The following is a 24,797-nucleotide window of genomic DNA, read 5'->3' as shown; positions in this document are numbered from 1 at the left end:
CGGACCAGTAAAACACGCGTGCGGGCGCGCCCCGCCACCGCTGTCCGAATAGCGGACAGACTTTGGACAACGGGCGAGACGGCCTGCCCGCTCCGACACCGCGCTCAGGCGCCGGTGACGATCTCCACGCCACCCGCCGTGGCCTGCACCGACACCGCGGACAGGTCCTTGACGACGACGTCGGCGGACAGCTCCCCCACCCCATGCGTTGTGGTCAACGCCACGGTGGTCATCCCGGCGGCCCGGCCCGCGGTGAGACCGGCGGGGGCGTCCTCGAAGACCACGCAGCGCGCCGGGTCCACGCCGAGCACCCGGGCCGCGAGCAGGAAGGGCTCGGGGTCGGGCTTGCCGCGGGTGATGTCGTCGGCGGCAATCAGCGTCTTGGGGCGGATGCCGACCTCGGCGAGCCGGGCCTCGGCCAGGCGGCGGGTCGCGGAGGTGACGACGGCCCAGCGCTCGGGCGGCAGCGCGGCGAGCAGGTCGAGGGTGCCGGGCAGGGCGAGTACGCCGCCCGCGACGTCGGACACCTCCAGCTCCTCGATCCGGGCCACGGCCTCCTCGACCAGATCGGCGGGCAGCAGGTCGGCGACGATCTCGACGGCGGGGCGGCCGTGCAGCTCGACCTCGGCGAAGTCCGCGGCGGTGATCCCGTACTCCTGGGCCCACCGGGTCCAGCAGCGGCGGACGGACTCCATCGAGGAGATGAGGGTGCCGTCGTTGTCGAACAGGAGCGCGTCAGCCTGGATCTTCATGCCTTCGAGCGTACGTGGGGGCGCGGCGGCGGATCCTGGGCCCCCGGGGCCGAGGACACCGGGCCTTTTGGCCCGTAATAGGGTCTCGGCATGCTTGTTGCCCTGACCGTCGCGACCTCCGTGGCCGCGCTCGCGCTCGCGGCCTGGTGCGGCTTCGCCGCCTACCGGGACCAGCCGACGAAGGACTGGCACTTCATCGGCATGGGTGTGGTCACCCTGCTGACGCTGGTCCAGCTGATCGTCGGCATCGTGCGGCTGGCGCGGGGCGAGGACCCCGAGCAGGGCACGACGATCTTCGTGGCGTATCTGATCGGCTCGTTCGCGTGCGTTCCGGCGGCGGGCTTCATGTCGCTCGCCGAGCGCACCCGCTGGGGTTCGGTGACCGTCGCCGCGGGCGGCGTGGTCCTCGCCGTGCTGGAAGTGCGGCTCCATGACATCTGGGGAGGCTGAGGTGGCGGTGACGGACGACGAGCCCCGCACGGACAAGCCGCAGCGGCAGAAGCTGATCACCGGCCCCGGCATCCTGCTGGTGTGGCTGTACGGCGTGATGGTCGTGGGTGCCGTGTCGCGCTCGGCGGTCCAGATCTCCACGGACTTCGGCAAGGCCCCGCTGGCGTACACGCTGTCGGCGATCGCCGGTGTCGTCTACGGCTTCATCACGTACTCGCTCGTACGCGGCGGGGAGCGGGCCCGCAAGGCGGCGCTCGTGTGCTGCGCCGCCGAGCTCGCCGGGGTGCTCGCCGTCGGGGCCTGGACCCTCGCGGAGCCCTCCGCGTTCCCGGACGCCACGGTCTGGTCGGACTTCGGCATGGGCTATCTGTTCATTCCCGTGCTGCTGCCCGTGACCGCGGTGTTCTGGCTGCGGAAGTCGCGTGCGCGGACCGGGACCGCCGGGGCCGGCGGTCCCGCCGACGCCTAGGCGCTCGTGACGTACGCGCCCGCCTCCGCGTCCTTGGAGAGGGTCACCACCGTCAGCCGCTCGTCCACGCGCCGGGTGCTCACCGGCGCGTAGCCGTGCTTGCGGTAGAGCTGGAGGTTGCTCTCGCTGCGGTGGCCGCTGAACAACTCGAAGCGCTGGGCCACGCCACCCTCGGCGAGGCGGCGCTCGATGGCCTCGAGGAGGCGGCCGCCCAGGCCGTGCCGCTGCATCCGCGGGTGCACGATGAGCTTGCCGATGCGGGCCGTGGCCGCCGCGTCGACCGTGCCCCGCACGGACGCCACGACCTCCGCGCCGAGCCGCGCCACCAGGACGCTGCCCGCGGCCAGCTCGGCCTTGATGGAGTCGAGGGTCTGCGTCAGCGGCTCGATGGAGTAGTCGCCGTACAGCTCGGCCTCGCTCTGGTAGCAGAGGTACTGCAGTTTGAGGATCTGTTCGGCGTCCGTGTCGGCCGCCTCCGAGATGGTCACGCTCATGCCCATGTGTGCATGCCTCCCGCTCACCTGCTCCGCCGGTTGTCCCTCACTCCTTTCCCCACGGGTCCGGAGTCCCAACCTCCTGCGCCAGCATTCTGCGCAGGCATCCCAGGCATCGGGAACGTTCCGGCCCCAAAGATCCTTGTGACATTCCCAACTCCCCTGCGATTTCGCGGTAAGTCAGGTCCTTCGGCGACAGAAGCGCAGCCATGAGACGCGGACAGCGTCCGGGCAGTTTCCGGACGGCGGCGTACAGGGTGCGGTGCCGGTCGGCCCGCAGCAGCCGCTGTTCGGGGCCGCCGCGCGGGTCGGCGGGCTCGATGACGTAGGGCCGCTCCCGGCGGGCGGTGGTGCGGGTGCGGTGCGCCTCGTCGCGGACGGCGGCGCGCAGCCAGGCGGCGGGGTCGGCGGGCGGTCCCCCGGCGTCCACGTGTTCGAGCAGGCGCAGCCAGACGGCCTGCTCGATGTCGCCGGGGTCGGCGGCGCAGCCGTGCGCCTCGGCGGATGCCTCGGCGGCGAGCAGCGGGCGGAGGGTGGTGACCAGGTCGTACGAGAGCGACGGCCGCGCGGGACGGGGCGGGGCCGACGGGGGCGTAGGGGTCATGCCGACGGGGACGCGACCATTCCGGTTATCGGTTTCCGGAACGGCCGCGCCTCACCCCAACCGGGGGTTTGCGCCCCGTCGTTGACGGCGCCGGTCGGGTGCCGACACGGTCGGTCAGCCGTCGGCGGGACCGGTCAGTCGTCGTTGAAGTCCGCGGCGGCCAGCAGCGCGGTGTCCGGGTTGTCGGAGAAGATCCCGTCGATGCCGGTGGCGAAGTACGCCTTGAACGCGCCGAAGGCGTCGCCGTACGCGTTCGGGTCCGTGCCCTTCTTGAAGTCGGCGGGCAGGAAGGTGTTCTCGTTGCGCATCGTGTACGGGTGCAGGACCAGGCCCTCGGCGTGCGCGTCGCGGACCAGGGTGGTCGGCTCCAGGAGCTTGCCGTCGGGGCCCTTGGGGATGACCAGGTCGAGCGTCGGGCCGATGCCCTTGGCGTACGAGGCGATCCACTTCAGGCCCTCGGGCTTGATCAGGTCGGCGACGGTGCGCGGGTCGCCCGCCTCGACGAAGTCCCACGGGCGGGAGGCGGCCGTGGACAGCAGGACGACGCCGGGCGCGTCGACGAGCTTGCGCAGGCGCTGGATGCTGCTCGGCTCGAAGGACTGCAGGAAGGTCGGGGAGTTCCTGCGGTGGCGGTTGTAGCGGCGCAGCAGCTTGGCGAGCGGCTCCTCCAGGCCGAGGCCCAGCTTGCGGAAGTACGTGGGGTGCTTGGTCTCGATGTGCAGCCAGACGCGCCGGCCGCGCTCGCGCCCCTGCTTCTCCGCCCAGCGGAAGACCTCTTCGAGGGTGGGGATGTCCCAGCGGCCGTCGTAGAGGGTGTTGCGCTGGCGGGTGCCGGGGATGCGCTCCTTGGCGCGCAGCGTCTTCAGCTCGGCGAGCGTGAAGTCCTCGGTGAACCAGCCGGTGAGCGAGACGCCGTCGACGGACTTGGTGGTCTTGCGGCCCGCGAACTCGGGGTGCGCGGCGACGTCCGTCGTACCGGTGATGTCGTTCTCGTGACGGCATACGAGATGGCCGTCCTTGGTGGGCACCACGTCCTGCTCGATGACGTGCGCGCCCATGTCGAGCGCGAGTTGGTACGAGCCGAGCGTGTGCTCGGGCCGGTAGCCGCTGGTGCCGCGGTGCGCGACCACCGTCGGCACGGGCAGGTCGCGGTAGCCGCCGCCCCCGTGGCCGCCGTGGCCGTGGCGTTCGTCGGCTCTCGCCACGCCGGGCGCCCCGACGACGGCCGTGCCCGCCCCCAGCACCGCGGCCCCGAGCACCGCGCGCCGCCCCGGGCTCGTCCCCGTCCCCCGCCGCCCCGATTCCTGCGTCGCCATTGAGCGCTCCCTCCCTGTGTACCGCCGTGTAGCGCCTTGCACCTGACAAAGCGGCACCGATCGTAGGTGGCGATACGTGACGGGTGGGAGACCCGGGGCCGAACGGGTGGCTGACGGCGTGTGTCGAGTACGGCTCGCGGCCCTTGCGGGGGAAGCGACCGGCGCGTGCGCCCGGGCTCGGGGCGCCGGGAAGACTTCAGCCGTGAGATGCGTCGCGCGTGAGAAGCACCACTCGGACAAGCCTCGCAGTTCGCACGGCGCTACGGTCGTCACAGTGAGGTTCGCGCGGGGGCAACTGCAGGCAAAATCAGGTCAACTCTGCGTATCGGGCACATGAACCCGATGTGCAATCAACGGGGACCCGCGAGTATGGTCCTCACCTGCACAGACTCGTCGTCGACCCGTTGACACCGGAGGACTCGTTGTCCCGTCTAGCGCTCATCAAGGCAGTGCTCGGACCGTTCCTGCGCCTGATGTTCCGCCCACGGGTGGAAGGCGCCGAGAACATCCCCGGGACCGGTCCCGTCATTCTGGCCGGAAACCACCTGACGTTCATCGACTCGATGATCATGCCCCTGGTGTGCGACCGGCCCGTTTTCTTCATCGGCAAGGACGAGTACGTCACCGGCAAGGGCTTCAAGGGCCGTCTCATGGCCTGGTTCTTCACCGGCGTCGGCATGATCCCGGTGGCGCGTGACGGGGGCCGGGGCGGGGTGGCCGCGCTGATGACCGGCAAGCGCGTCCTGGACGAGGGCAAGATCTTCGGCATCTACCCGGAGGGCACCCGCTCCCCCGACGGCCGCCTCTACCGCGGCCGCACCGGCATCGCGCGGCTGACCCTGATGACCGGGGCGCCGGTCGTGCCGTTCGCGATGATCGGCACGGACAAGCTCCAGCCCGGCGGCAAGGGGCTGCCCCACCCGGGCAAGGTCACCGTCCGCTTCGGTGAGGCGATGGAGTTCTCGCGGTACGACGGGATGGACCGGGACCGGTACGTCTTGCGGGCGGTGACGGACTCCGTGATGACGGAGGTCATGTTGCTGTCCGGCCAGGAGTACGTGGACATGTACGCCACCAAGGCAAAGGCCGCGTAGCCCTACGGGGCTGAGCGAAGAGGTTCGGTGCGCCCGCCCCGGTGCCGGGGTGATTTCCCCGGCACCGGGGCGGGCGTTCGCCGTTTCCGCACCCGGCGCCGGGTGCCCACGGGGTTCAGTGCTCCAGGCCGTCTTCCAGCCTTTGGCCCTTCAGCAGGAACCACGCCGCTGCCGCCGTCGCGAGCAGGACCGCCGCACCGATGCCCGCGGCCAGTCTCAGGCCGTCCACGAAGGCGTCCTGAGCCGCTGCGAGCAAGGGCTCGGCCTGGTGCGCGGGCAGGCCGGAGCCCGCCTCGACGGCGCCGCCCAGGGAGTCGTGGGCCGCCGAGGCGGCGTCGGCCGGGGTGCCTGCCGGGGCGGTGAAGTCGCGGTACACGCCGGTCACGATGGAGCCGAGCAGGGCGATGCCGAGGGCCGCGCCGAGTTCGTACGCCGTCTCGGAGACCGCGGACGCCGCGCCCGCCTGTTCCTTCGGCACGCTGGACAGGATCACGTCGGCGGTCACCGTGAAGGAGAAGCCCGCGCCGATGCCGACGACCAGGAGCGCCGCACCGAGCAGCGGATAGCCGGTCTGCTGGCTCAGCACGGTCAGCGCGGCGAGCGCGAGGCCCACCGCCGCGAGGCCGCCCGCGACCACCGCCCGCACCGAGTACCGGCGCGCCACCGTGCCCGCGATCAGGCCCGCCGCCACCGCGCCCACCGCGGCGGGCAGTTCGGCGAGGCCCGCCTCGAACGGCGGCCTGCCCTGCACGAGCTGGAGGAACTGGGAGAGGAAGAAGACCAGCCCGGCCAGGCCGAGGATGGTCAGCAGGTCGGCCAGCACGGCCGCCGAGAACCCGCGGTTGCGGAACAGGCGCATGTCCAGGAGCGGCGCGGGCAGCGTGAGCTGGCGGCGTACGAACCACACCAGGGCCGCCACGCCGAGGGCGCCGGAGGCAGCGACGTCCCAGCGGAGGCCGTGGGCCGCCGCCTCCTTGATCGCGTACACGATCCCGATCATGCCGATGAGCGACAGGGCGACGCTGATCAGGTCCCAGGGGCCGGGCGCCGGATTCTTCGACTCGGGCAGCAGCTTGATGCCGACGAGGACGAGGACCGCCATCACCGGCAGGTTGATCAGGAAGACCGAGCCCCACCAGAAGTGTTCGAGCAGGAAGCCGCCGACGACCGGGCCGACCGCCGCGCCCGCCGAGGCCATCGCGCCCCACACGCCGACGGCGATGCTGCGCTCGCGCGGGTCGTGGAAGATGTTCCGGATCAGGGCCAGGGTCGACGGCATCAGGGTCGCACCCGCGACTCCGAGCAGCGCGCGGGCCAGGATCATCAACTCGGGCGTGCTGGCGTACGAGTTGAGCACGGACACCGCGCCGAACGCGACGGCGCCCGTGAGCAGCAGCTTCTTGCGGCCGATGCGGTCGCCGAGGCTGCCCATGGACACCAGCAGACCCGCGATCACGAACGAGTAGACGTCGCCGATCCACAGCAGCTGGTTGCCGGACGGCTTCAGGTCCTCACTGATGTACGGCGTCGCGAGACCGAGGACGGTCGCGTCCACCGCGACGAGCAGCACGGCCAGCGCGAGCACGGCGAGAGCGAGCCAGCGGCCGGGGTGCCGCTCCACCTCCGCGGACCGTACGCGCTGTTCGGTGCTAGTCATGATTCCACTCTCCGTTGTGCGCCGCCGATCAGCAGTTCGGCGATCATGTATGAGAAGTCCTTGGCCGCCACGCGGCCGTCGAGCACGGCCCAGGCGGCGGCGCCGACGAGGCCGTAGAGGGCGTCGGTGAGCCAGGCCGTGCTCAGGTCGATGCGGAACTCGCCGCTCTCCTGGCCGCGCCGGAACAGCTCCGCCATCCGGTCGTCGATCCGGGACCAGCCCTCGTGCCGGTCGTCGCCCTCGAACAGCTGGTTCTCCGTGACGAGGAACGCCAGCAGGCCCGCGGCGGGCTCGATCTCCTTGATCAGGCGGCGCAGCGCGTCCTGCGCGCTGCCCTCGCCGAGCCGCGCGGCGTCGAGCGCCAGCTCGCACTCCTTGAGGCCCAGATCCTCCAGCGCGCGGACGAGCGCGTCGCGCCCGGCGAAGTGCCGGTGCAGGGTGGCGCGGCTGATCCCGGAGGCCTTGGCGACCTCGTCCAGGGTCGAGGAGCCCTTGCGGGTGAGCTGGGCGGCGGCGCTGCGCAGCACCTGGTCACGGTCGACTGACATGAGACAACCATAGACCACGTGAGACAAATTCGTCTCATGCGCATCAATGAGGTCTCACCACGAGGGCGGGAGGGGGCAGGGGGAGCGGGAGAAGGGCGCGGGGGCCGGAGAGGGTACGCCTCAGTGCTGGGCCGTCAGTGCTGGGCCGTCCGGCTCAGTGCCAGGGCAGTGCGGCCCGCGTGCGCCAGTACGCGGTGGGCTCCTCCGCGAGGTCCGCGAGGCGCTCCAGGTGTTCCGCGTCCAGGTCGACGGCCGTCGCGTGCAGGTTCGACACGAGCTGTACGGAGGTGGCGGCGCCGGAGAGGACGACGCCCGCCCAGGGCTGACGAAGGACCAGGGCCAGGGCCACCGCGTCGCAGCCCAGGCCGGTGGCCTCGGCGGCGGCGCGCAGCGCGGCGGGCGCCTGGGGTCCGGCCAGGCGGCCGTTGGCCATGCCCTCCTTGACCAGGACGGTCAGGCCCGCTTCGTGGGCCTCGGCGAGGGCCGGTCCGGCCGAGGTCTCCAGGGCGTTGTACGTCGCCTGGACCGTCTTGAACAGCCGCTCGCCGCCCACGCTGACCTCGACGGCGGCGCGGATCGCCGCCGCTTGCTCGGGGCCGCTCACGGAGAGGCCGACGGTGACGCCGCTCGCGGCCAGATCCGCGAGGCGGGCGTGCAGTTCCCTGTCGGTGAGGGCGGGGCTCTCCGGGGTCACCGAGTGGATCTGGTAGAGGTCCAGGCGGTCGCCGAGGAGGTCGGCGGTCTCGGCTCGCTGGCGGTCGTACGCGGCGACGCTGTGGTCCTTGACCTCGTGCGCCTCGGCGTCGGTGCGCCAGTCGGCCGTGTACGTGTAGCCCCACTTGCTGCCCACGACCACGTCCCGGATGTCGGGGCGGGCGCGCAGCCAGTCGGCCAGGAACTCCTCCGAGCGGCCGTAGGAGCGGGCCACGTCGAGGTAGCGCACCCCGAGTGCGTAGGCGGCGTCGAGGAGCTCGAAGGCTCGCTCGCGCAGGGCCTCCACGCCACGTGCGGGCAGGTCCTCCTCGCGGCCCAGCGTGATGTAGCCGGGCCTGCCGACGGCGGCGAGGCCCACGCCCAGGTGGGCGGTGGGGGTGGTCGCTGTGGCGAGGCGGGCGAAGGACATGCGGGGCTCCACGCTGCGAAGGGGCGCACGCGGGTCGCGTGCACCCCTTCAACGTAACTCCCGGCGGGTGGTGCGGGTGAGGTGGGTCCTCGCGGTGCGCCCCAGGCCAGCCCCTTCTCCGAAACCGGGGGCTGCCGCCCCCTGGACCCCCGCTGTCGGCGCTTGGCGCCTCGTCCTCAAACTCCCCCAAGCTCTTGAGGAGCAGGGAGGACCCCCACGACGGGCTGAAGTGTTCCGGGCGGGCCGGAAAGGCGCCGAAGGACGGGACGGATCAGCCCTTCCGGGCCGTTGCCCACTCATGCTGCGCCGCCACGTCCGCCTTGATCTCCGCCAGCTGTGCCGCCACCGCCGACGGTGCCGTGCCGCCGCGGCCGTCGCGGGACGCCAGCGCGCCCTGGACGTTCAGGACCGTGCGGACCTCGGGGGTCAGGTGCGGGCTGATCTTCGCGAACTGTTCGTCGGTCAGTTCGTCGAGTTCGATGCCCGACGCCTCGCACTCCTTGACGCACTCGCCCGCGACCTCGTGCGCCACCCGGAACGGTACGCCCTGCTTGACCAGCCATTCGGCGATGTCCGTGGCGAGGGAGAAACCGGCCGGGGCCAGCTCCTCCATGCGCTCGCGGTGGACCGTGAGCGTCGCCATCATGCCGGTGAAGGCGGGCAGCAGGACCTCCAGCTGGTCGCAGGAGTCGAAGACCGGCTCCTTGTCCTCCTGGAGGTCGCGGTTGTACGCGAGCGGGAGTGCCTTCAGGGTCGCCAGCAGGCCCGTCAGGTTGCCGATGAGGCGGCCCGACTTGCCGCGCGCCAGCTCCGCGATGTCCGGGTTCTTCTTCTGCGGCATGATCGACGAGCCGGTCGAGAACGCGTCGTGGAGCGTGACGAAGGAGAACTCCTTCGTGTTCCAGATGATGACCTCCTCCGCGATCCGGGAGAGGTTCACACCGATCATCGCCGTGATGAAGGCGAACTCGGCCACGAAGTCCCGCGACGCCGTGCCGTCGATGGAGTTGGCGGCGGAGCCGTGCTCGAAGCCGAGGTCCGCGGCCACGGCCTGCGGGTCGAGGCCCAGCGACGAACCCGCCAGCGCCCCGGAGCCGTACGGCGACACGGCCGTCCGCGTGTCCCACTGCCGCAGCCGCTCGGCGTCCCGCGAGAGCGACTGGACGTGGGCGAGGACATGGTGGGCGAAGAGCACCGGCTGGGCGTGCTGGAGGTGGGTGCGGCCCGGCATGGCGACGTCCGGGTGTGCCTCCGCGAGACCGATCAGGGCCTCCTGGAGCTCGGCGATGAGGCCGCCGATGACGCGGGCGTGGTCGCGCAGGTACATCTTGAAGAGCGTCGCCACCTGGTCGTTGCGGGACCGTCCGGCACGCAGCTTGCCGCCGAGGTCCGCGCCGAGGCGCTCCAGGAGGCCGCGCTCCAGGGCCGTGTGCACGTCCTCGTCGGCGACGGTGCCCACGAACGAGCCGTCGGCGACGTCCGCTTCGAGCTGGTCGAGCCCGGCCAGCATGCGCGTCAGCTCGTCCGCGGTGAGCAGGCCCGCCTGGTGCAGCACGCGCGCGTGGGCGCGGGAACCGGCGATGTCGTAGGGGGCGAGTCGCCAGTCGAAGTGGACGGAAGCCGACAGTTGCGCCAACGCCTCTGCGGGGCCATCGGCGAACCGTCCGCCCCAGAGGCGGACATCGCCGGTGTTGCTGCTCACGGTTGCTCCTCTAGGTGCCGGGGGCGGGGTGCGGGGTTCTTCTCCCCTGCCCCGCCCCTTCCCGAACCGGGGCTCCGCCCCGGACCCCGCTCCTCAAAAGCCGGAGGGGCTGTTGCTGCTCAGGCCAGGTCCCGCTTGGCCGCGATCTTCGACGACAGCCCGAAGATGTCGATGAACCCCTGCGCCTTGGACTGGTCGAACGTGTCGCCCGAGTCGTACGTCGCCAGGTTGAAGTCGTACAGGGACTCCTCGGACTTCCGGCCGGTGACGACGGCGCGGCCGCCGTGCAGGGTCAGCCGGATGTCGCCGCTGACGTGCTGGTTGGCCTCGTTGATGAAGCCGTCCAGGGCCCGCTTGAGCGGGGAGAACCACAGGCCGTCGTAGACAAGCTCGCCCCAGCGCTGCTCGACCTGCCGCTTGTACCGGGCGAGCTCCCGCTCGACCGTGACGTTCTCCAGCTCCTGGTGGGCGGTGATCAGGGCGATGGCACCCGGAGCCTCGTACACCTCACGGGACTTGATGCCCACGAGCCGGTCCTCGACCATGTCGATCCGGCCGATGCCCTGGGCGCCGGCCCGCTCGTTGAGCTGCTGGATCGCCTGCAGGACCGTGACCGGCCTGCCGTCGATGGCGACCGGCACGCCCTCCTTGAAGGTGATGACGACCTCGTCGGCCTCGCGGGGGGTCGCGGGGTTGGACGTGTACTCGTACACGTCCTCGATCGGGGCGTTCCAGATGTCCTCCAGGAAGCCCGTCTCGACGGCCCGCCCGAAGACGTTCTGGTCGATGGAGTACGGCGACTTCTTGGTGGTCGCGATCGGCAGGCCCTTGTCCTCGCAGAAGGCGATGGCCTTGTCCCGGGTCATCGCGTAGTCCCGGACGGGGGCGATGCACTTCAGGTCGGGGCCGAGGGCCTGGATGCCCGCCTCGAACCGCACCTGGTCGTTGCCCTTGCCGGTGCAGCCGTGGGCCACGATGCCGGCGCCGTGCTTGTTCGCGGCGGCGACGAGGTGCTTGACGATGGTGGGCCGGGACAGCGCCGAGACCAGCGGATACCGGTCCATGTACAGGGCGTTGGCCTTGATCGCCGGGAGGCAGTAGCCCTCGGCGAACTCGTCCTTGGCGTCGGCGACCTCCGCCTCCACGGCACCGCAGGCGAGCGCGCGCTTGCGGATGACGTCCAGGTCCTCGCCGCCCTGGCCGACGTCCACGGCAACGGCGATGACCTCGGCGCCCGTCTCCTCGGCGATCCAGCCGATGGCGACGGAGGTGTCCAGGCCGCCCGAGTAGGCGAGTACGACGCGCTCGGTCACGGGGTTTCTCCTCACAGTGCAATTGCTCGCTCAGTGCAGTGCAGTCACTGACATGCATGAGTATGCATTGCTCTGCATGCTTCGTCAATCCAGCTTGAGGGTGACGCGGGGAAGCGGTTCGCGACCGAGGACGACGCGTCGCTGGGCGCGTACTGCGTGAAGGAAGAAGGAGCACGTGGCGACGAGCCTCGACGGGCTACCGGGGCTGCCGCTGCCGTTGCCGCCGACGCTCGCCTGAGCGGGTGCGCGCGGTGCCATCATGGTGCTCCGGCCCGCGGAACGGCCGGTGGGAGGGGCATCATGGCACCGGCGCGCACGGCGCTGCTGATCGGAGTCGGGCACGTGCCCGCGGCGGACGGGCTCCTGGAGCCCCTCGACGAGGCCGTCGATGCCGACCTGCGGCTGATGAGCTCGGCGCTGCAGGCGGCGCGTTACGACGTCACCGTCCTGCACAACGCCGGGATCAGCCAGATCAGAGCACGCATACACGAGACCGCGCGGGCCGTCCCCGAGGGCGGCACGCTGCTGCTGTACTTCAGCGGGCACGGCGTCCGCGTGGGCGACACCGACTACCTGGTCCCGTTCGACGCGGTGGCGCCGCCCGACGGCGACTGGCAGGAGCCGTACCTGGACTCCCTGCTGCCCGCCGCCATCAGCCCCTGGCTGAAGGCGTCCAGGGCGGACACCGTGCTGTGGGCCATCGACGCCTGCCGCACCGAACTGCCCGGCGACGGCGCGCCGTTCGGCAACAGCGTCGACAACGGCCCGCCCGGCGGGGGCTTCGCCGTCCTCATGGGCTGCGAGGCGGGCGAACGCAGCGGCTACACCGGCGAGGGCAGCTTCTTCACCCGCGGCCTCGCCGAGGCCCTCGGCCCGCTGGCGCCCGCCCGCTCCGTCGAGGACGTGTTCGCCAAGGCCGCCGCGCGGGCCAAGGCGGTGGCCCACCGGCAGGGGCACACGCAGAACGCGCACGTCCACTACGGCACCAATTTCGAGGCGCGGACCAAGGCCGCCGAGATCTGCGAGGGGCGGCCGCTCCTGGAGGCCTGGCAGGACGCGGTGCGCAGCACGCCCCTGTGGGAGCGGGTGGAGCCGTGCGACGAGGACGCGGTGCGGCGCTTCCAGGACTGTCTGAGCGCGTTCGTGGAGCGCTGCGCCCACACACTGCACCTCGCCCAGAGCCGCCTGCCGTTCGAGGACCCGTGGGCCGACGACACCTATCCGGTACGGCTGCTCTGCGACCGCCTGCCGGCCCTCCTGCCGGACGGGGCGAAGCTGTCCGCGGTGGAGGTGACCGCGCTGGTCGCGGCGCCGTTCCTGCGGGAGGCGGCCTGGGCGGAGCGGCTGAGCCAGGCGGCCGAGTTCGGCCCCGAGTCGCTGGAGCGCGTGCCCGGCGCGGACGCCCACCGCAGACACTACGAACAGGTCGGCGACCAGTACGCACGCGTGGCCCGGAAGGTCGCGGAGTGCCACGCCCGCGAACGGCCCCAGGACGCCGTCGCGGTCACCATGTGGCTGGTGCACCGGTGGGTGGCCGACCGGTTCGAGACGGACGACGAGGCGGTGCCCGCCCCGTGCGCGGACGCCCTCGCCACCACCCTCCTCGGCGGCGCCGCGCCCGCCCCCGACCGGGTCGCGGAGCTGTCCGGCCTGATGCGGGCCGCCGCCGCGGGCATCGGCCTGGACGAGCCGCTCGACGACTCGGGCGCGGCCGGAGCCTCCGGCGCCCCGCGTGACGTCGACCGCGCGAAGATCCTGCTGCCGGGCGGCTACCAGGCGCTGCGGATGCGCCCCCTCGCGGCGCTCCTCCGCCTCGCGGGCCTGCTGTCCCTGGACGTGCGGACCTTCCCGGAGGTCGTGGCCGAGCATCTGGCCGTGTCCGACCCGGTGCTCCCGCAGGAGATCGTCGGCCTCGTCTCGCACCCCGACCTGCTGAGCTGGCAGCCCGAGGGCACCTCGCTGCACCTGGACGTGCCCTGCCCGCACCAGGCGGTGCACGCCGCGCTCGTCGAAGTGGCGCACCAGGCCGACCAGTTGGCCGCGCAGGTCGCCGACCTCGCGAGCACGCTGCCCGGGTCGGAGGCCTGCCTGCTGTCCGCCGTGCCCACCCGGGTCACCGACCGCGACCTCAGGGCGAGCCAGCGCGGCGGCCAGTCCACGTACGAGGTGCCGCTGCTGCGCTTCCATCTGGCGCAGACCGAGGTCCGCGAGCTGCTCATGGGCGAGCAGCTGTACGGCGGCGAGCCTCAGCTGGCGCTGCGGGAGCTGTACCAGAACGCCATGGACGCCTGCCGGTACCGGCAGATGCGCTGGGACTACCTGGACAGCGCGGGTCCGCAGCCCGCGCCCTGGCGCGGCCGGATCTCGATCACCATGGGCGAGGACGCGCGCGGCCGGTACGTGGAGTGCCGCGACAACGGCGTCGGCATGAGCGCCGAACAGCTCAAGTACACCTTCACGCGGGCGGGCAGCCGGTTCGAGCAGTCCAAGGCGTTCCGGCGCGAGCAGTCGCGCTGGCTGCGGCACGACCAGAAGCTGCGCCTGTTCCCCAACAGCCGGTTCGGCATCGGCGTGTTCAGCTACTTCATGCTCGCCGACGAGATGACGATCGTGACGCGCCAGGTCAGCCCGGACGGCATCCCGGCCGCGCACGCCCTGAGCGTCGAGATCCCGAGCAGCGGCAGCCTGTTCCGCATCCAGCGGCACGAGGGCGCGGGCGACGGCCTCGCGGAGGGCGGCACGCGCGTCCGGCTCTACCTGCGGGCGGACGGCACGGCCGACGGCCTGTCCTGCGTGGGCACGCTCCGGCCGCTGGTGCGGGTGAGCGAGTTCGAGCTCGAGGTGCGGGATCTGGCGGGGGCGGCGCACGAGTGGCAGCCGGGGGTGCTGCAGGTGGGGGTCGCGCACGACCTGCTCGAACCGGTGGCGGCCGTGCCCGGAGTGCTGTGGTGGGTGGGCGAGCAGGGCGGTGTGCTGTGCGACGGCATCGCCACGGACGTGCTGCCCTACGGCTACGTACTCAATCTGACGGGGCTGCACGCGGGCCAGCTCAGCGTCAGCCGCAAGGAGCTGCAGTCCTACGACCGGGCCTGGGCGGAGCTCAACTGGCGCGAGGGAGCCATGCCGCTGGCCGAGTGGCCGGGGCTCTCGATGGAGTGGCTGTGGGAGCTGGAGCGGCGGAACCTGCCGGTGGCGCGGGTGCTGTGGGAGGAGTGGCGGGGCAAGGGGGTCACCGCGCTGCGGGAGGGGGACGGGCGGCACTGGCTCGACTCGGAGGGGTGGTTCCCCCCGGACCAGAGCGTCGTGACCCGCAGCAGGTACGGCCCCGACGCGGGCAATCTCGCCCCCTGGCGGGCCGCCGCGCTGTGCCTCGCGGACAACCGCCACTCGGCGTCGTCCCCCAGGAGCCTCGCGGGCCATCCCGTGCCCGAACCTGGGGACGCGGTGCTGCACGGCAACAACAGAAGCTGGTGGTTCGTCGTCGAACAGGCCTCCCGGCAAGGCGTGCCGGTGACCGACGCCCTGCGGCGCAAGCGGCGGCTGCGGATCGCGCACCCCACTGAGGCTCCCCCGCCCGTGCAGGAGGGCGACCTCGACCGGGTGCCCGACGTCAGGGACAGGAACCTGGCCCAGGTTCTGACGGGTGCCGGCCAGTTCACCCCGGTGCACGGCGACAGCCGGGTCAACCGCGGCCGCGGCAGCCTGGTCCTGGCCTCCCAGAAGTTCACCGAACCGCTCGCCGACGTCGCCGCCCGCTACGCGAGCTGGGCGCCGCTGCACGGCGAGTCGCTGCCGCCCGTCCCCCCGCACCACCAGCACTACGTGTGCACGGAGGAGGACGTCGAGATGCTCTTCCTCCAGTCCACCATCGGGTACGAGGAGAAGCTGGTGCCGGTGACGGAACCGGCGCAGGTGCTCCAGGTGCAGCGGAACACCGGCAGGACACCGGCGGAGATCCTGCCGGTGCTGTCCGACTTCGCCTGGCTGGGCTGGACGGCGCTCGACGCCGACGTGGTCGGGGCCTGGGCGGATCTCGACAGCGAACTCCGCCAGGTCCTGGCCGAGTTCACGTCCGGGGACGGGGACCGGACGCTGCGCTGGGGTGCGACGGTGGTCATGGCCGCGCGCTGGGAGACCGATCTCGCGGACGCGGCGGAGCGCCTGGCCCGCGTGGCCGCCGCGACAGGCCTGTCGTACGAACGGCGGGACACGGACGGCCACGGCCGCATCGTGCCCTGTGCCGACACCGGCGCGCTGGCGAGCGGGCTGAACAACGTCGGCGCCCGCCTCGAACACGGCATCGGGTACGAGGCGCTGGGAAAGGGCGCCAAGAGTCTGCCGGGCAGCGTCGACGTCACGCGGGCCGTCGCCGAGCTGCGGGCCGCCGGGATCCGCCTCCCCGACCACGTGGACATGGTCACCGAGTGGTCCACCCTGCCGTTGCGCAGCCGCTTCGCGCTCTCGGGCAAGGAGGCCGTCCACGGCTCGGAGGACGACCCGGCCGACGAACTGACTGCCTCCGGGCTCTTCTACACCGCGGAGCGCCTCCACGAGACGCTGGCCGACATGTGGGCGCTCGCCCGCCAGGGCGCCGACCGGTTCGGCCTGACCGTTCCGCCCCTGCCTGCGGAACTCGCCTCCTACCGGCCCAGTTCCCACGACATCAACGCCCTCGCCGAGCAGCCCGTCGTCGACCTCACCGACCAGCCCTTCGCCGAAGACCAGCTCTCGGCAGCCGTGTGGAAGCGGCTGACACCCGCCGCCCTGGCCACCTACGCCGACCGGCTGGAGATCTCCCCCGCCGCGGCCTACGCCCGGCTCGCCTCGCTGCGCCCCCTCGGCGCCCAGGTGCCCGAACTCACCGAGGCCGACCTGGCGGCGCTCCCGACCACCCCCTCCTCCGCGCGCGACCGGGTGGCCCTGGAGAGAGCGCAGTGGCTGTCGAAGACGGGCACCGAGTTCGGCCCCCTCGACCTGGTCAGCATCGCGGGCCGGCTGGGGGAGCCCGTGCCCCGCTCGCTCCGGCGCGTGGCCCCCTACCTCCCCCTCCTCACCGACCTCCCGCCCCTCCCGCCGCCGCCGGACACCATCCCCCTCTGGCAGGACCTGGCCATCCTCTCCGTGGGTCTCGACGGCCGGCTCCCCGCCCTCACCGGCAAGGTGACCACCCGGCACATCGCCCGGGCCGCCGAGGCCACCGGTGAGTCCGAGGCCTGGGTCACCGACCGCCTGCGCCTGTACGCCACCCTCTTCGCCCTCGAACTCGACCTCGATCCCGACCTGGACGACGCCTCATGACCCAGCCCCCGCGCCCCTCCCACCAGTTCGACACCACGTACGCGGACACGGACCTCGGCGAGGTGGGCGACCGGTTCACCGTCGGCCCCGCGCCCGACGGTCACACCCTGGTGCGGGGGTACTGCCCGCGCTGTCACGGCGATACGAGGACGACGTACCGGCACGGCGTGCCCGGGACGGGCGTCGGGACGAAGGGGCCGCTGGCCGCGGACGCCGCGCTGCTCGCCCAGGAACGCCACTTCTGCGAGTGCGGGCACCCGCATCCGCACCTGCCGCAGAACGCGGTGTTCGTCGGATGCGGGGCCAGTTGGCACGTACGGTCCCTGGTGACCGCCGCCCCCAGCGGTACGCCGGGTGGCACCCCGAGCGGTACGCCGTGACGGCCCAGGCCGACCGCCGCTGGGCGGAGCTGGCGCGCGAGCTGGAGTTCACGCAGCTCGACGAGTTGCGACGGCGGGCGGAGGGCTGGCGCACGGGTCTGACCGGTCTGGCGGCGCTGCTCGCCGTGCTGGTCGTCCTCAAGGGCCGCGACGACCTGAACGGCCTGCCGGACATCTACCAGCAGGTGGCGTCCGGCCTGGTCGCCGCCGCGTTCCTGCTGCTCGTGGCCGGGTCGGTGCTCGCCGTGCGGGCGGCGCACGGGCGGCTCGGCGAGCGCACCCTGCTCGCCGGTCAGGCGCTGCGGCGCTGGACGGAGGACGAGGTCCGGCGGGTCGTCAGGTCGCTGCGGTACGCGTCGGTGTGCTGCGTGCTCGGTGTCGCGTGCGCCGCGGGGGCCATCGCGGTGGCCTGGGTCACGACGGAGTCACCGAAGGACCATCTGGTGCGGGTGAGCACGACGTCCGGGGAGCGGTGCGGAGAGTTCCTGGGGTCGGGGCGGGACGGGGTGGCGTTGCGGACCGAGGACGCCGGGGGCGGCACGGAGGAGGGTGCCGAGGACGGCGGCGGTGGCGCCGGGGCGACGGGCGGTGCGAAGGGCGGCGGGGCGAAGGAGAAGCGGGTCACGCTGCCCGCTCGTACCGTCATCTCCGTGACGCCCGTGGGGAGTTGCGACGCCGCCAAGTGAGGACGGCGCCCCGCCCCCCGTGCACCCCACAACACATGTAGCGACCACATATCGAGACGAGGTTGCGTCCCCGCCGTACCGGCACGTTGCATCGCCGGGTGCAGACCGAACCGACAAGTCCCGGCTCGACGACGGCCCCCGGGCCCGTGAGCGCCGCCGACCGTGCCGCCCGCCGCGCCGTCACCGTCTTCCCCGTGCTCGTCCTCGCCGCGGGTGCCGTGGGCCTCGCGACGCCCGGCACCTTCGGGGGCTGGAAGGAGAGCGTGCCGTACCTGCTCGGCGTGGTCATGTTCTGCATGGGCCTGACGATGACGCCGACGGACTTCCAGGGCGTCGCGCGCCGGCCGTGGGCCGTGGCGCTCGGCCTGGTCGCGCACTACGTGATCATGCCGGGCCTGGGCTGGCTGATCGCCCACGCCCTCGACCTCTCGCCGCAGTTGGCCGCCGGTGTGATCCTCGTCGGGTGCGCGCCGAGCGGCACCGCCTCCAACGTCGTCACCTATCTGGCGCGCGGCGACGTGGCCCTTTCGGTGTCCGTCGCGACCGTGTCCACGGTGCTCGCGCCGCTCGTCACGCCGCCGCTCACGCTGCTGCTCGCCGGTGCGTACCTGCCCGTGGACGCGGGCTCGATGGTGACGGACATCCTCAAGACCGTGCTCCTGCCGGTGCTCGGCGGCCTCGCCGTGCGGCTGTTCCTCGGGCGGTACGTCGACCGCGTGCTCGGTGCGCTGCCGTGGCTGTCGGCCGTGACCATCGCCGTCATCGTGGCCGTGGTCGTCGCCGGCAGCGCGGCGGCCATCAAGTCGGCGGCGGCGCTCGTGCTCGTCGCGGTCGTCCTGCACAACGGGCTCGGGCTCGCCCTCGGCTACGGCGCGGGGAAGCTGGCCCGGCTCGGCCCGCCCGCGTCCCGGGCGATGGCGTTCGAGGTCGGCATGCAGAACTCCGGGCTCGCCGCGTCCCTCGCCACCGCCCACTTCAGCCCGCTGGCCGCGCTGCCCGCCGCCGTGTTCTCCGTGTGGCACAACGTGTCGGGGGCGGTGGTGGCGGCGTGGATGGCGCACCGGGCGCGGCGGGCGGAGCGGGTGGGGTGAGGGTGCGACCGGTCTGACGTATCCCGGCGGGCCTGCCCGGGCCCGGTGCCCCGACCGGCCCGCCGCCCCGGAGCCCCCGACCAGAGCGGCCCGACGACCCCGCCCGTTCCGCCCGTCGACCCCGCCCGGAAATGCGACGATTGGGCCTCGCACTTGGGGAGAGGGCATGGCACCACCACGTACCGCACTGCTCATCGGCGTCGGTGACACGCCGGACGCCGCGCACCGGTTCGACTCGCTCGACGCGCCGGTCACCGCCGACCTGCGGGCGCTCGGCGCCTCGCTGAAGGCCGCCGGGTACGACGTGCGGACGGTGCCGGGGGCGACCCGCGCCGAGATCATCACGACCGTCGACGAGGTGGCACGGAGCGTCCCTGCGGACGGCACCCTCCTGATCCACTTCACCGGCCACGGCATCCGCGTCGACGGCACCGACCACCTGGTCCCGGCCGACGCGCGCGCCCCGCACGGCCCCGACGCCGAGTGGACCCAGCCGTACCTGGACACGCTGGTGCCCGCCGACATCAGCCCGTACCTCACCCACTGCCGGGCGGGCACCGTGCTGTGGCTGATCGACGCCTGCCGGGGCGAGTCGGCCGACGGGGTGTTCGGCAGCAGCGTCCTCAAGGGGCAGCCGTCGGGGCGGTTCGCGCTGGTGACGGCGTGCGCGGCCGGGCAGCGGTCGGGGTATTCGGCGGAGGGCAGCTTCTTCACGCTCGGACTCGCCGAGGCGTTCCGGCCGTTGACGCGGGCCCGGACCGTGCAGGAGGTCTTCGAGACGGCGCGGCGGCACACCCTGCGCGCCGCCCGCGTGCACGGCGCCGCCGCGCAGGAGCCCCGGCTGCACTGCGGCGCGGAGCTCGACGCCGAGGCCCGGTCGGCGGTCGTCTGCGAGGGCCGTCGGCTCTTGGAGGCCTGGCGGGAGGCCGTCGCCGACACCGCGCTGTGGGAGCGGGTCGCCGAGGACGACGCGGGGAGCGTGCCCCGGTTGCGGGACTGCCTGGGGGACCTGGTCGAGACGTGCGCGCAGGTCGTGCACCTGGCCCAGGAGCGGATGCCCGACCCGTGGGCCGACGACGACTTCCTGGTCCGCGTCGTACGCGACCAATTGCCCCGTCTCATACCCAAGACGCAGACCCTGTCGGCCCTTGAGGCCGCCGCGCTCGTCGCCGCGCCGCTGCTGCACGAGGCCGCGTGGGCGCGGCGGCTGAGCCACGCCCACGACATCTCGGCGTACACCGCCTGGCGCCAGGAGGACGGCGACGCGTGGCGCCGCCACTACGAACAGGTCGCCGAGCACCACCCGCACATCAAGAAGAAGCTCTCGGACTGCTGGCGGGCCGCCCGCCCCGACGAGGCGCGCGGGGTCGCCCTGTGGCTCGTGCACCGGTGGATCGCGGAGCGGTTCGTGACGGACGAGCAGCCGGTGCCGGAAGCGGAGTCGACGGCGCTCGCGGAGGCGCTGTGCCCCGGTCCGCGCGCCCGCGAGCTCTCCGCCGCGCTGGCCGCCCTCACCGCGGGCATCGCGCTCGGCCCGCCGCCCCAGGACCGCGGCCGCCCCGACCTGGCCTTCCCCCTGCCCGGCGGCGCCCGGCAGGCCCTGCGCGCCGACGAGTTGGCGGGCGTGCTGCACCTGGCCTGCGTGCTCGCCCTCGACGTCCGCACCCTCCCCGACGTCCTCGCCGAGCACCTGGCCGTCCGCGACGCCCTCCTCCCCCAGGACGCCGTCAACGCCGTGCGCGACGCGGACTGGCACGCCGCCGACGGCGACCTCCACCTGGACGCGGCCTGCCCGCACCCCGCGCTGCACGCCGCGTTCGCGGGCGTCGTGGAGCAGGCGGACGAGCTCGCGGGCGCGCTGCGGGACACCGCCCGCAGGCTGCCCGCGCCCCGGGCGGCGCTCCTTTCGGGCCTGCCCGCCCGGGTGACCGACCGGGGCCTCCGCCCGGTCGAGGAACGCGGCCGCAGGGCGTACGACGTGCCGCTGCTGCGCTTCCAGCTCGCCCAGACCGAGGTCCGCGACCTGCTCATGGGCGAGCGCATCTACGACGGCGAACCGGAACTGGCGCTGCGGGAGCTGTACCAGAACGCGATGGACGCCTGCCGCCACCGCGCGATGCGCCACCGCTATCTGCGGAGCAAGGGCGCGCGCCCGGCGCCCTGGGCGGGCCGCATCACCTTCGTCGAGGGCGAGGACGAGCGCGGCCACTACGTCGAATGCCGCGACAACGGCGTCGGCATGGGCCTCGACCAGCTCAAGAACACGTTCACCAAGGCGGGCCGCCGCTTCGAGCAGTCCCGCGCCTTCCGCCAGGAACAGGCCACCTGGCACCGCCACGACCCGGCCCTGCGCCTCTACCCCAACAGCCGTTTCGGCATCGGCGTGTTCAGCTACTTCATGCTGGCCGAGGAGATGACGGTGGTGACCCGCCCCGTCGGCACGGACGGCATCCCGGCCCGGTCGGCGCTGCGCGTGGACATCCCGGGCAGCGCGAACCTGTTCCGCGTCCAGGAACACGATGCCGCGTGCGCGGAGGACGGGGACGGGCTGCTTGAGGGCGGCACGCGGGTGCGGCTGTATCTGCGGGACTCGGCGGCCGTGTCCGCGATCTCGGCGGTGGAGACGCTGGACCGCCTTGTCATGGTGAGCGAGTTCGCGGTTCAGGTGCGGGACGCGGCGGGGCGGGGGCGGGAGTGGGAGCCGGGGGTGTTGCGCCACGCGCCGACGGACGACGGGCGACCGAGGTACGTCGAGGCCGTTCCCGGGGTGCTGTGGTGGGTGGCCGGGCCGGGCGCGATTCTGTGCGACGGCATCGGGACCGACAAGAAGCCCTTCGGCTACGTACTCAATCTGACGGGTCCGCAGGCGGGCACGCTCAGCCTCAACCGCAAGAAGCTCCAGTCGTACGACGCGGGTTGGGAGGCGCAGCAGTGGGCGCGGGGCGCGGCGGCGCTCGCCGACTGGGCGGGCCTGGGCATGCCGTGGCTGTGGCGTCTGGAGCGGGACAATCTCGCGGCGGCCCGCGCGGTGTGGGAGCGGTGGCGCGGGCAGGGTGTGCGGGTGCGCGACACCAAGCCCTGGGGTACGTCCCTGGACCTCGACTCCACGGGCTGGTTCCACCTGGACGAGTTCATCGAGAACCCCAAGAGCTCCGGCGCCCGCACGCGGGACTGGACCGACAGCACGTGTCCGTGGCGGGCCGCTGCGCTCGGGCGCGTGCCGCAGTCGCGAGAGGCACCGCCCCTCTCGACCGCAGGGCACCCGGTACCAGAGCCCGGCTGGGCGGACATCACCCAAGGAGTGCCCAGAGGTTGGGACAGAGACCTGGTCGACCGGAAGCCGCTCGACTGGCGGGTGGCCGTGGCGCTCGCGAACGGGATGGACACGACGGTCCGCGACGTGGTCCGCACGGCGCGCGCCCTGCGGGTCGTCAACCCGCTCCTGAAGCCGCCCCGAATCCTGCAGGACGCCGCCGGGGACGGCCTGGACTGGACACCCGAGTGGCGCGACGTCAGGATCGTCCAAGGCCTGCTGCCTCACCGGTACTGGGACACGACAGCCTGGGACGAGAACGACTACGAGCACGCGCCGGACGACCTCGGCGGCCTGGTCCGTGCCTCGCACACCCTGGGCGAGCCGCTGGGCCGCCTGGCCGAGAGGTGTGTCCGGTTCAGGCCGTTCCTCACCTCCGCGCCACCCACCGCACCCGATCACCACACCGACCACGTATGCGACTGGTCGGATCTCGCGCTGCTCTACCGGAAGGACACGCGGGGCTGGCGCCGCGTCCAGTGGCCGTGGGACGTCGTCGCCGTCGCGGGCACGGTCGCCATCGCGGGCGCACAGGGGCTCACGCCCGAGGAGGCGCGCCAACGGCTCGCCCGGTTCGCGTGGCTCGGCTGGTCGGCCCCGGACGCGGAGTCCGTGCGACGGTGGACCGACGTGCCCTGGGAGATCTCCGGGGTGCTGCAGAACTACTGCGCGCCGGGCCCGGACGACCGCCTCACGCTCCCTTGGGCGGCGACCTTCGCCCTGGCCGCCGAGTGGGAGATCTCGCTGCGCAAGGCGGAGAAGGAGCTGGCGCGCTGGGCGGACCACCTCGGCATCGCGTACCGCCGGCGCCACAAGGAGAAGTCGGCGGCGGGCCGGATGATCCCGGTTCCGGAGACCGCGACCGTGCTCGGCGCCGCGCACGCGGAGGGGCTCTCCCTCGAAGCCGGTCTGACGCTGCGCGACCTCGCGCTCGCCAGGCCGGGCGAGGTGTCCTGGGACGACCTGGCCGTCGTCGTCGAGGACCTGCGGGAGGCCGGGGCGGACGTGCCCGCGGCGGGCGGGCTGCTGCGGGCGTGGGAGGAGCTGCCGGTGCCGAGCCAGTACGCGTTCTCCGGCACCGATCCTTCGTTCGTGGGCGCCGACTACCCGGTCCTGCCGACCGCCGACATCCTCTTCGCGTCGTGCGTCAACCTGAAGTCGCCCTTGTCGACCATGTGGAAGACGGCTCGCCGCGAGGCGAAGCGGGTGGGGCTGACGGTGCCCGAACTCCCGGTCGCGCTTGCCGGGTTCCGCCCGGAGCACGGGGAGGGCGCCGCGCTGCTCGACTGGGGCGAGGAGTACGACGAGTGGTTCGACTCCCCGCGCTGGACGGCGCTCACCGCCGAGCGCCTGGTCACGTACGCCCAAGGCCGCCGCATCGGCGCCCGATCGGCGTACGAGCGCCTCGCCCCCCTCCGCGAGCTGGGCGCCCTGGTCCCCGAGCTGACCACCACCGAGATCGCGAACCTGCCCACCGCCGTACCCGACGCCTGGGACACGGTCGCCCTCGGCGCCGACCACCGCGTCTCCGCCCCCGGCACCCCCCTCGTCCCCCTGGACCTCCTGAGCCTCGCCGGGCGCCTGGGCGAGCCGGTCATCCGCACCTGGGAGCGCATCGCCCCGTACCTCCCCCTGGAGGCAGCACCCCCGGCCCTCGACCCGGCGGCCATCCCCGCCGAACTCCCCCGCTGGCAGGACCTGATCGTCCTCTCCGTCCACGCGGACGGCGCCCTCCCCGCGCTCGGCGGACGCGTCACCCCCGAAGAGATCCGGTTCGCCGCCGACGCGGTGGGCGAGAGCGCGGACTGGGTCGAGGACCGCCTCGGACGCTACGCGGCGCTCTTCGGCCTGGAGCTGGCCGGGGAGCCGCACGGCGCGGAGCTCCCCGAAGAGCCGTACGACCCGGACCTCACCGAGGAGCCCCCCGAGGAACCGTCCCGCAAGGCTCCGGACGCCAGGAACTAGTGCTCGTTGGAGGCCAGCCGCAGCAAGTGGTCCGCCAGCGCCTGCCCCCCGCTCGGCTCCCTGCTGATCAGCATCACCGTGTCGTCGCCCGCGATCGTGCCGAGGATGTCGTGGAGTTCGGCCTGGTCGATGGCGGAGGCGAGGAACTGGGCGGCGCCGGGCGGGGTGCGCAGGACGACGAGGTTGGCGGAGGCCTCCGCGGAGATGAGGAGTTCCACGGAGAGGCGCCGCATGCGCTGCTCCTTGGCCGACTCGCCGAGCGGCGCGCGGGGGGTGCGGAACCCGCCCTCGCTGGGCACGGCGTAGATCAGGTCGCCCTCGGTGTTGCGGATCTTGACGGCGTTGAGCTCGTCGAGGTCCCGGGAGAGGGTGGCCTGGGTGACGGTCAGGCCGTCGTCGGCCAGGAGCTTGGCCAGCTGGCTCTGCGAACGCACCGGCTGCCGGTTGAGGATGTCCACGATCCGGCGGTGGCGTGCGGTGCGGGTCTGCGGCACGGCGGGTCCCGCGTGCTCGGCCGGCCCGTTGTCCTGCGCGTGGCTCAT

18 protein-coding genes and 1 pseudogene are annotated in these 24,797 nt (G+C 73.0%); 9 read left to right on the top strand and 10 right to left on the bottom strand.

Annotated features, from left to right (window positions below; translation table 11 throughout):
* Positions 1 to 104: 104 nt before the first annotated feature.
* The gene (locus IE274_RS32465) at positions 105 to 752 is read right to left on the bottom strand and encodes an HAD family hydrolase (RefSeq protein WP_190119520.1); all 648 of its coding nucleotides are present in this window, start codon (positions 750 to 752) and stop codon (positions 105 to 107) included.
* Between the two features lie 90 nt (positions 753 to 842).
* Between IE274_RS32465 and IE274_RS32460 the strand changes: the two genes are divergently transcribed.
* Positions 843 to 1,202, top strand: coding sequence for a hypothetical protein (locus IE274_RS32460; RefSeq protein WP_190119519.1), 360 nt, complete (start codon positions 843 to 845; stop codon positions 1,200 to 1,202).
* Positions 1,183 to 1,671 (top strand): hypothetical protein, encoded by a 489-nt coding sequence (locus IE274_RS32455; RefSeq protein WP_229909960.1) that lies wholly within the window; start codon positions 1,183 to 1,185, stop codon positions 1,669 to 1,671. Before IE274_RS32460 ends, IE274_RS32455 begins: the two co-directional genes overlap by 20 nt.
* On the opposite strand, the gene IE274_RS32450 is transcribed toward IE274_RS32455, so the two are convergent.
* From IE274_RS32450 to IE274_RS32440, 3 genes are all read right to left on the bottom strand, one after another.
* Complete coding sequence (locus IE274_RS32450; RefSeq protein ID WP_190119518.1) at positions 1,668 to 2,171, bottom strand: GNAT family N-acetyltransferase; 504 nt, start codon at positions 2,169 to 2,171, stop codon at positions 1,668 to 1,670. The two genes, IE274_RS32455 and IE274_RS32450, sit on opposite strands and share 4 nt — an antisense overlap.
* 40 nt (positions 2,172 to 2,211) lie before the next feature.
* Positions 2,212 to 2,769 carry an RNA polymerase sigma factor gene (locus IE274_RS32445; protein WP_190119517.1) on the bottom strand — a complete coding sequence of 186 codons (558 nt, stop codon included), beginning with the start codon at positions 2,767 to 2,769 and terminating at the stop codon, positions 2,212 to 2,214.
* Positions 2,770 to 2,903: 134 nt separating this feature from the next.
* On the bottom strand, positions 2,904 to 4,085 hold the full coding sequence (locus IE274_RS32440; RefSeq protein ID WP_190119516.1) for a glycerophosphodiester phosphodiesterase: 1,182 nt from the start codon (positions 4,083 to 4,085) through the stop codon (positions 2,904 to 2,906).
* A gap of 422 nt (positions 4,086 to 4,507) precedes the next feature.
* Here IE274_RS32440 and IE274_RS32435 point away from each other — a divergent pair, with 422 nt between their 5' ends.
* Positions 4,508 to 5,179, top strand: a complete 672-nt coding sequence (locus tag IE274_RS32435) for a lysophospholipid acyltransferase family protein (protein ID WP_229909959.1) — start codon at positions 4,508 to 4,510, stop codon at positions 5,177 to 5,179.
* Positions 5,180 to 5,294: 115 nt separating this feature from the next.
* Here the strand turns inward: IE274_RS32435 and IE274_RS32430 are convergent, their stop codons facing one another.
* The 5 genes from IE274_RS32430 to IE274_RS32410 form a co-directional block, all read right to left on the bottom strand.
* Positions 5,295 to 6,836 carry an MFS transporter gene (locus IE274_RS32430; RefSeq protein ID WP_190119514.1) on the bottom strand — a complete coding sequence of 514 codons (1,542 nt, stop codon included), beginning with the start codon at positions 6,834 to 6,836 and terminating at the stop codon, positions 5,295 to 5,297.
* On the bottom strand, positions 6,833 to 7,384 hold the full coding sequence (locus tag IE274_RS32425; protein WP_190119513.1) for a TetR/AcrR family transcriptional regulator: 552 nt from the start codon (positions 7,382 to 7,384) through the stop codon (positions 6,833 to 6,835). Before IE274_RS32425 ends, IE274_RS32430 begins: the two co-directional genes overlap by 4 nt.
* Positions 7,385 to 7,538: 154 nt before the next feature.
* Positions 7,539 to 8,507, bottom strand: a complete 969-nt coding sequence (locus tag IE274_RS32420; RefSeq protein ID WP_190119512.1) for an aldo/keto reductase — start codon at positions 8,505 to 8,507, stop codon at positions 7,539 to 7,541.
* Between the two features lie 271 nt (positions 8,508 to 8,778).
* On the bottom strand, positions 8,779 to 10,209 hold the full coding sequence (gene argH, locus IE274_RS32415; RefSeq protein ID WP_190119511.1) for an argininosuccinate lyase: 1,431 nt from the start codon (positions 10,207 to 10,209) through the stop codon (positions 8,779 to 8,781).
* Positions 10,210 to 10,328: 119 nt separating this feature from the next.
* Positions 10,329 to 11,522 (bottom strand): argininosuccinate synthase, encoded by a 1,194-nt coding sequence (locus IE274_RS32410; protein WP_190119510.1) that lies wholly within the window; start codon positions 11,520 to 11,522, stop codon positions 10,329 to 10,331.
* Between the two features lie 108 nt (positions 11,523 to 11,630).
* Here IE274_RS32410 and IE274_RS39770 point away from each other — a divergent pair.
* The 6 genes and pseudogenes from IE274_RS39770 to IE274_RS32385 all read left to right on the top strand — a co-directional run.
* A pseudogene (locus tag IE274_RS39770) lies at positions 11,631 to 11,760 on the top strand (pyridoxamine 5'-phosphate oxidase family protein); the annotation flags it as partial.
* A gap of 62 nt (positions 11,761 to 11,822) precedes the next feature.
* Entirely contained in the window at positions 11,823 to 16,820 is a 4,998-nt protein-coding gene (locus IE274_RS32405) for an HD domain-containing protein (RefSeq protein ID WP_190119509.1), read from the top strand.
* Positions 16,817 to 17,200: a hypothetical protein gene (locus tag IE274_RS32400; RefSeq protein ID WP_190119508.1), complete on the top strand. Its 384-nt coding sequence runs from the start codon at positions 16,817 to 16,819 to the stop codon at positions 17,198 to 17,200. The genes IE274_RS32405 and IE274_RS32400 overlap by 4 nt, the downstream gene beginning before the upstream one ends.
* A complete protein-coding gene (locus IE274_RS32395; RefSeq protein ID WP_190119507.1) occupies positions 17,197 to 17,886 on the top strand; it encodes a hypothetical protein in 690 nt (229 codons plus the stop codon). Before IE274_RS32400 ends, IE274_RS32395 begins: the two co-directional genes overlap by 4 nt.
* 86 nt (positions 17,887 to 17,972) lie before the next feature.
* Positions 17,973 to 18,977 carry a bile acid:sodium symporter family protein gene (locus IE274_RS32390; protein ID WP_233103015.1) on the top strand — a complete coding sequence of 335 codons (1,005 nt, stop codon included), beginning with the start codon at positions 17,973 to 17,975 and terminating at the stop codon, positions 18,975 to 18,977.
* 166 nt (positions 18,978 to 19,143) lie between these two features.
* Positions 19,144 to 24,255 carry an HD domain-containing protein gene (locus IE274_RS32385; RefSeq protein ID WP_190119505.1) on the top strand — a complete coding sequence of 1,704 codons (5,112 nt, stop codon included), beginning with the start codon at positions 19,144 to 19,146 and terminating at the stop codon, positions 24,253 to 24,255.
* On the opposite strand, the gene IE274_RS32380 is transcribed toward IE274_RS32385, so the two are convergent.
* The gene (locus IE274_RS32380) at positions 24,252 to 24,797 is read right to left on the bottom strand and encodes an arginine repressor (RefSeq protein WP_030356315.1); all 546 of its coding nucleotides are present in this window, start codon (positions 24,795 to 24,797) and stop codon (positions 24,252 to 24,254) included. The two genes, IE274_RS32385 and IE274_RS32380, sit on opposite strands and share 4 nt — an antisense overlap.

This window comes from Streptomyces flavofungini, from assembly GCF_014650815.1.
In the GTDB taxonomy this organism is placed as follows: Bacteria; Actinomycetota; Actinomycetes; order Streptomycetales; family Streptomycetaceae; genus Streptomyces; species Streptomyces flavofungini.
The sequence above is the reverse complement of the archived record's forward strand: the minus strand, read 5'-3'. Positions and strand labels throughout refer to the sequence as shown.